The sequence below is a fragment of the Streptomyces sp. NRRL S-350 genome (genome assembly GCF_000719705.1).
GTDB lineage: Bacteria > Actinomycetota > Actinomycetes > Streptomycetales > Streptomycetaceae > Kitasatospora.
This window is the reverse complement of sequence record NZ_JOHO01000123.1, coordinates 1-6,373: the sequence shown is the minus strand read 5'-3', so window position 1 is coordinate 6,373 and position 6,373 is coordinate 1. Positions and strand designations below refer to the sequence as shown.

Here is a 6,373-nt window from a genome sequence, read left to right as displayed (position 1 = left end):
CACAGGGAGACTCGTCACCAGCGGCCGTTCCTTCAGCTTCGTTACTCGACATCTCGAAGCGTGAGGGGCGGCCGCCTCTGCTGTCTCGCGAAGAACCGCGGATCAGCAGGTCGGGTGACCTCCGAGGTTAAACAACAAGCTGAGGCACGCGGTGCCGTCGACCTGGGCGTCGCCGGCAAGTACCTGCAACTGACCGCTGCCGACCGAGACGGTGACCCAACGGGAGCCGGCAGCACGCTTGAGGGCGGAGACGAGGAGTGCCGGATCGACGAGCCGATCCGGTTGGCCGGGGTCCGGAGGCACGAGCCAGTGGGGGCCCGGCGGCTCGATGACCAGGACGCCCGGGACGGCGACGTAGTCGCCGAAGCTGAGCAGCCGGCACGCGAGCGCTTCAGCGTCGATACCGCTGCTCGGGGGCACCAGGAAGTAGATCCGCGGCTCACGCCTGCTGTCCCAGATCACCGGGCCGGACTGGCGCGCGGTCTCGCCTTCGAGGATCGAGAGTGCTTCCAGGCCGAGCTTCTGGCCGACGGCCACCGCGTCCCAGAAGGTGCCGCCCTCCATGGCGACGACCGTGTCACCGGGCGGAGCCCATGTACTGGTCCTGAACGAGGGAGGCATGCCAAGGCTCCTGTCATGTCGGTGAATCCGTCATGAACAAGGTCGGGCCATCGCAAGTCCAGAACTAACACAACTCTGTGTTAGTCCGTCGTCACATCCCGATCCAGGAGGCGAAGTTCGACATCGACTCCGGGAGCCGCCGCTGGGCTCGCAGCAGGCCGGCCATCGTCTCGCGCACGGTGGGGCTGTGCCGGGACTGCTGCGGGGCAAGGCGGCGCGCGTCGAGGAGACGGCGGAAGGCGGCATCGCCCTTGCCGGTCCAGAGGAGGGCCCGGGCGATCTCGGCGTGGTGGTGCGCGGCACGGCTGGCCGGCCAGGACTCGGGGATCTCGATGCCCCGCGCGACCTGCAAGGCCTCGTGGTACAGCGCCTGGTCGATCAGGCAGCTCGCCCGGTGGGCCGCGACGTTGGTCGGACCGAACGACAACCAGAAGACCGCCGGTACTTCCCCGGTGCCCCCGGCGATCCTCTCGGCCGTGGCGAGATTCCCGTCGACCGCATCCGTGTCCCTGCTCCGAGCGGCGAGAACCGCGATCCCGAGGTGCACCTGCCCGGTCACGGTGTCCCGCTCGACACCCGGAGCGGCCTGCTCGGCCGTCTGCCTGGCAAGCTCCGCGATCCGGATGCCGGTGCGGTACTGGCCGGCCCGCAGGTAGGCCAGTGCCCGGTTGTACAGGCGGATCGCTCCGGTCACGGCGTCGGACGCCCGCTCCGCCGCCCAGCCCATGCGGTCGAGGGAGATCGACGCGAGGTCCTGAAACCCGAGCTTGCTCGCGAGGTCGTAGCCGGAGCGGTACTGCATGGCGAGGGCCTGCCAGGCACGTCGATCACCGCTGCTGTGCGCCGCGGTCGTGGTCTCGGTGATCAGGCCGGGCAGCTCGGCGGCCGCGCTCCGCAGATCGGACGCACGGATCAGGCGGCAGACCCGGGCGGTGTGCTCGACGAGTTCCTCGATCGGACGCGGGGCCACGTCCGGGTCGGCTCCCAGGTCGAAGATGTCCAGGGATTCCCGGATCGGCTGAATCAGCCCGTCCAGCTGGTCGCGTCGCAACTCCTCGAGGTACGGGCGCCCTTCGAGATCGGCCGTGGGCACAGACAAGGCCCTGGCGATGGAGGCGAGGACGGCCGGGCTGGCCTGCCGCTTGCCCTGCTCGATCTGAGCCATGTGGGAAGCCGAAATCCGAGCCTCGAGGGCGAGTTTGGTCTGGGTCATGTGTCGAAGCTTGCGGGTCTGCTTGATCCGCTTGCCCACGGTGTCAGGCATGAGGTCGGTCATGGTTCGTCCCTTTGGCGAGTCCGGGCCCGGTGATCCGACCGTAGCGCCAAGTAGTCGGCACATCACGAGAATCGGCTGGGTTGCCGGTGCCCCTTCCGACACGGTTCGATGGCCCTCATGTCCGTCACACGCCCGGTCCTGTACCTCTTCGGCTCCGCCGCCCCACCAGTCCTGAACCTCGCGAATGTAGTGCGCCAGGCGCAGGGCAGGGGGTGGGACGTGGCGCTCGGGCTCACTCCGACGGCGACGAGCTGGCTCCAGGCAGAACTTCCCGAGCTGGAACAGCTGACCGGTTATCCGGTGAAGTCCGCGTACCGCCGGCCGGGCGACCCGGACGTACTCCCGCCCGCCGATGCGGTCCTGTTCGCCCCCGCCACGATGAACAGCATCAACAGCCTGGCACTCGGGATCACGACCTCCTGGGTCATAGGATTCGCGGCTGAGGCCATCGGCAAGGGAATCCCGCTGACGGTGATGCCGTGCACGAACACGGCGCTCACCGGGCACCCTCAGTTTCCCCGCAGTGTCGCCACCCTTCGCGAAGCCGGCGTTCGGGTGCTGCTAGGCGAAGGAGGCTTCGTCCCGAATGCTCCCGGCCAGGGGCGACCGGAGGCGTATCCGTGGACCGCTGCACTCCAGGCTGTCGAAGAGTCCATTGGGCGGTGACCTGTGGCAACGCGGCGCCCGGCCGGGATCGCCGGAGGCGCCCCATGGGCGGGCCACCTCGTGACAGCCCTCCGGCGCCGGCGCCAAACGGATTTCACATGGCGGCTGCGAGCGGGCTCGTCGTCAGAGCGCTGATGGACTCGGCTGCCTTGCGCGTGTGGTAGATCAACGGTCGTAGGTCAGCGGGCATTTCGGCGGATCGTCGGAGCAGCAGGACTGCGCCCATGATGGAGTCGTGCCATAGGACCGGGGCAGCGACGGAGTCCCAGCTGGGCATGCACTCCTGGCGGCCGACTCCGAACCCGAGCCGTCGGATCTCGTCGAGGGTGGCGGCGAGTGCGTCGCTGTCGCGGATGACCCCGGGACCGGCCGTGGGCGGGACCTCTTCGGCGAGGACGAGGTCCTGGATGGGTTGGGGCAGGTAGGCGAGGATGACGCGCCCGGAGGCCCCGGTGTGCAAGGAGCGGGAGACGGAGACGACGTCGGCGGCGGACATGCCGACTTCTGCCGGGTCCAGGTCGCCGATGACGTAGTCGGTGCAGAGCCTCTTCGCGCCGCCGAAGGGCGAGAGGACGTAGAGCAGGGCCAGGCCGTCGGTGGCCTCGTGGAGGCGTTCGAGGATTCCGTGGGTGGAGACGGCGCTGGGCGAGTGGGCCATGGCCTGGACGCCGGCACGGGCGGTGCCGGTGCCGAGGCGGTAGCGGCCGCGGCCGATCTGCTCGAAGACTCCGTCGCCGACGCCGGTCTGCAGGATGCGGTGGGGTGGTGGCGTCGTCGAGGTCTGCGGCACCCGCTATGGCGCGGAGAGTGAGTGCACATCGCCGGGGAGGCGGGTGAAGGCCTGCTGGACGGCGAAGGCACGGGCCGCGAGGGAGGAGGGCGGCTTGCTCGGCGCGTCGCTCTGGCGCTGGCCGGGCACGGAGCCGGTCGAGGGCGCGGCGGTGATCTTCATTGGGGGTTCCGGTGAGTCGTCGCGCCGTCCGGCGGCGCGAGGGCGGCGGTCCGCAATAACCCGTCGGGTGCGGGCAAGCGCGAATCGGGGGTTAGTGCTCGATCAGCGGTCGACGTCAAGGACGACCTTGCCGGTGGTGAGACGGGCGGCAAGGTGGTGGTGGGCCTGACGGGCCTGGCCCAGCTTGTATACCGGCCGTTGAGCGGCTTGGGCCATCCGTCGGCGACGGCCGCGAACAGGGCGGACATCGAGTCCTTGAGGTGCGTGCGCGACGGGTAGAGGTTCGGGAGTCAGAAGCCGCTGACGGCCTTCGAGCCGGCCAGCAGGCTGGTGATGGGCACGAGGCCGTCGACCCCGGTGATGGCTCCGAAGACGGACATCCTGCCGCGGGGAGTGAGGGCGGCGAGGGTGGCGTGGAAGACGTCGCCGCCGGTCATTTCCAGGGCGGCGGAGACAGGGCCACCCGCCGCGTCGAGGATCCGTTCGGTGAGGCCCTCGGCGGTGGAGGAGTCGACGACGGCGTCCGCACCCAGTTCGAGGGCGGTGCGGCGCTTCTCCTCGCTGGAGGCCATGGCGATGACCTTTGCGCCCGCTCGCTTGGCGATCTGTACGGCGAGAGAGCCGACACCGCCGGCGGCGGCCGGGACCAGGAGGGTGTCCTCGGCGGTGACGCGCAGGTCGGTGAAGAGCAGGTGCCAGACGGTGTTGCCCTGCAGCGTGAGGGCGACGGCGTCGTGGTCGGCGACGCCGTCCGGGACCTCGAAGGCGAGCTTGCGGTGGACGACCGCGGTCTCGGCGTAGCCGCCGCCCCGGCTGAGCGCGACGTAGCGGCGCCCGTCCTCGGTGACGCCCAGGACTTCGTTCCCCGGGATGAACGGGGCGGGAATGGGCGCCGGGTAGGTGCCTTCACGCAGGTGGACGTCGGCGTAGTTGACGCCGGCCAGCCGGGTGCGGAGGCGAAGGTGGCCGGGAGCCAAGTACGTCACCAGCGGCTCCGCCCACGACCTCAAGACCTTCCCCGGCGAGAACCGCGACCAGCATTCCTACCGCTCCTGGCTCACCGAACTGCTCACCGAGGCCTACCGGGCGAGCACCGAGCACGCGGTCTCGATGGTCTTCTCCGACTGGCGGCAGGAACCCACCACCAGCGACGCGCTCCAGATGGCCGGCTGGACCCGGCAGGGCACGATTCCCTGGATCAAGCCCGCCAGCCGCCCGAGGAAGGGCGGCTTCAAACAGAGCGCGGAGTTCATCACCTGGGGCGTCAAGGGCACCCTCGACAACAACCGGGACATCTACCTGCCCGGCCACTTCACCGCCTCACAGCCCCGCAAGGACCGGGTGCACATCACCCAGAAGCCGCTGGAGATCATGCAGCAGCTCGTCCGGATCTGCCCTGAGGACGGCGTCGTCCTCGACCCCTTCACCGGCAGCGGCTCCACCGGCGTCGCAGCCCTGCTCGAAGGCCGGCGCTTCGTCGGCGTCGAACTCAGCCCGCACTACGCCGACATCGCCGAACAGCGGCTGCGCGCCGAGCTGACCCAGGACGACTTCGCCCTCGCCGGACCGGAGGCGTGAGCATGAGAACCGCCGCCGCGGTGAGCGGCCGAAGAAACGAAAAGGGCGGCCGGAGCACCCAGACTCCAGCCGCCCTTCCGGCGTCCCTCAGGACTCCTCGACCGCCCGCCGGATCAACGACACCGCCTTCTTCACGTCCGCGGACGAGGCGATCCGCACCTCCAGGTCACCCGTCCCCAGGTGCCCGATGCCCCGTACGTCACGGGTGAAGCCCTCCTCCAGCTCCACCGTGTCCGGGTCCAGCCGCAGATAGACCAGGATTGCCCGGTGCGAGACGGAGGGGCCGGAAGACCACCGAGGCCACGTTCAGCATCCGCCGGTAGGCGATGTAGCGCTTGAGCACCACCACCTCCAGCTCACCCGCCGAAGTCAGCACCTCGTCCAGCTCGCCGTACAGCTCCCGCAGGCACCCCGGCACCTCCACCTTCGAGGGTCCCGCCGGCACCGCGACCGTCTCCGGCTCCTCGCTCGCCTCGCCGACCGGAGCAGCCGGCACCGCCGCGGCACCGGAGGGGGAGTAGCCCGGAACGGTCTCGACCAACTGCAGCGTCAGCAGGTCCGGTCCGAAGACCCGGTAGCGCACCAGGTCCACACGGTAGTCCCGCTGGTAGAGCGAGGCCGCCGCCCGGTCATGGCGTGAGAACTCGCCCGCGACGCAGATCACCCGGGGCCGCCGCCAGTCAACCGCCTCCGCCGCACCGGCTCCCAGACGTCTGCGCACCAGCGCCTCGAACCCATGCCGGTGCGCCAGCAGCCAGACCAGGTGGGAGCCGGCCTGAGCAATCACCCCGGCATCGCGCCCCCGCTTGAACTCGATTTTACCGACCGCAGGAGCTCGGATATCGGCTCTGAACTGCGACGATTCATAGACTACATGTCCGTGACGGTGACTCACGCCTTCTGATGTGGCCCGACGGGGTGGAAGCCTCAACGCCGCCCGCCCCCTGGGCATCGGCGCACTGCGACTGACCGGCCGCAGCAACATCGCCGCCGGTCTACGCTGCCACGCGCGCGATGCCATCCGCCGGCTCATCACCTTGGGCAACATATGATCAAACCGGACACACCACGAGAACGACGCAGCCCTGCTATACCTGCCACCGCCAGCATCTGCCGCGGCTAGTAAAGGACGGATTTCAGCAAGTCCGACGCCAGTGTCCTGATCAAGGTCGCTGGCTTCAGCTAGGGCCCGTGTGATGTTGTGATCAGCTGGGCGGTCGCACAAGGTCGTCTATCCAGATCATCGAGGCGCGGAGGTGAAGGCCTGCGAGGTAGCTCTC

General features: G+C 69.4%; 9 protein-coding genes. 2 read left to right on the top strand and 7 right to left on the bottom strand.

Annotated features, from left to right (window positions below; genetic code table 11):
- Nucleotides 1-102: 102 nt before the first annotated feature.
- Together IF30_RS44380 and IF30_RS0139695 are read right to left on the bottom strand one after the other, a co-directional pair.
- Nucleotides 103-564, bottom strand: a complete 462-nt coding sequence (locus IF30_RS44380; RefSeq protein WP_051712244.1) for a hypothetical protein — start codon at nucleotides 562-564, stop codon at nucleotides 103-105.
- A gap of 148 nt (nucleotides 565-712) precedes the next feature.
- Nucleotides 713-1,897 carry a helix-turn-helix domain-containing protein gene (locus IF30_RS0139695; RefSeq protein ID WP_030247817.1) on the bottom strand — a complete coding sequence of 395 codons (1,185 nt, stop codon included), beginning with the start codon at nucleotides 1,895-1,897 and terminating at the stop codon, nucleotides 713-715.
- A gap of 117 nt (nucleotides 1,898-2,014) precedes the next feature.
- On the opposite strand from IF30_RS0139695, the gene IF30_RS0139690 reads away from it, so the two are divergent.
- Nucleotides 2,015-2,563, top strand: a complete 549-nt coding sequence (locus tag IF30_RS0139690) for a flavoprotein (protein WP_030247815.1) — start codon at nucleotides 2,015-2,017, stop codon at nucleotides 2,561-2,563.
- A 94-nt stretch (nucleotides 2,564-2,657) separates the two neighbouring features.
- Here the strand turns inward: IF30_RS0139690 and IF30_RS0139685 are convergent, their stop codons facing one another.
- The 3 genes from IF30_RS0139685 to IF30_RS50930 form a co-directional block, all read right to left on the bottom strand.
- Complete coding sequence (locus IF30_RS0139685; RefSeq protein ID WP_051712241.1) at nucleotides 2,658-3,353, bottom strand: IclR family transcriptional regulator domain-containing protein; 696 nt, start codon at nucleotides 3,351-3,353, stop codon at nucleotides 2,658-2,660.
- 3 nt (nucleotides 3,354-3,356) lie between these two features.
- Nucleotides 3,357-3,515: a hypothetical protein gene (locus IF30_RS48440; protein ID WP_158835957.1), complete on the bottom strand. Its 159-nt coding sequence runs from the start codon at nucleotides 3,513-3,515 to the stop codon at nucleotides 3,357-3,359.
- 290 nt (nucleotides 3,516-3,805) lie between these two features.
- Nucleotides 3,806-4,501, bottom strand: a complete 696-nt coding sequence (locus tag IF30_RS50930; protein WP_234323027.1) for a zinc-binding dehydrogenase — start codon at nucleotides 4,499-4,501, stop codon at nucleotides 3,806-3,808.
- Between IF30_RS50930 and IF30_RS0139670 the strand changes: the two genes are divergently transcribed.
- Complete coding sequence (locus IF30_RS0139670; protein WP_234323026.1) at nucleotides 4,464-5,093, top strand: site-specific DNA-methyltransferase; 630 nt, start codon at nucleotides 4,464-4,466, stop codon at nucleotides 5,091-5,093. The two genes, IF30_RS50930 and IF30_RS0139670, sit on opposite strands and share 38 nt — an antisense overlap.
- A gap of 87 nt (nucleotides 5,094-5,180) precedes the next feature.
- On the opposite strand, the gene IF30_RS50035 is transcribed toward IF30_RS0139670, so the two are convergent.
- Together IF30_RS50035 and IF30_RS42750 are read right to left on the bottom strand one after the other, a co-directional pair.
- The gene (locus tag IF30_RS50035; RefSeq protein WP_234323025.1) at nucleotides 5,181-5,321 is read right to left on the bottom strand and encodes a hypothetical protein; all 141 of its coding nucleotides are present in this window, start codon (nucleotides 5,319-5,321) and stop codon (nucleotides 5,181-5,183) included.
- Complete coding sequence (locus IF30_RS42750; RefSeq protein ID WP_234323024.1) at nucleotides 5,293-5,880, bottom strand: hypothetical protein; 588 nt, start codon at nucleotides 5,878-5,880, stop codon at nucleotides 5,293-5,295. The genes IF30_RS50035 and IF30_RS42750 overlap by 29 nt, the downstream gene beginning before the upstream one ends.
- Between the last annotated feature and the right edge of the window lie 493 nt (nucleotides 5,881-6,373).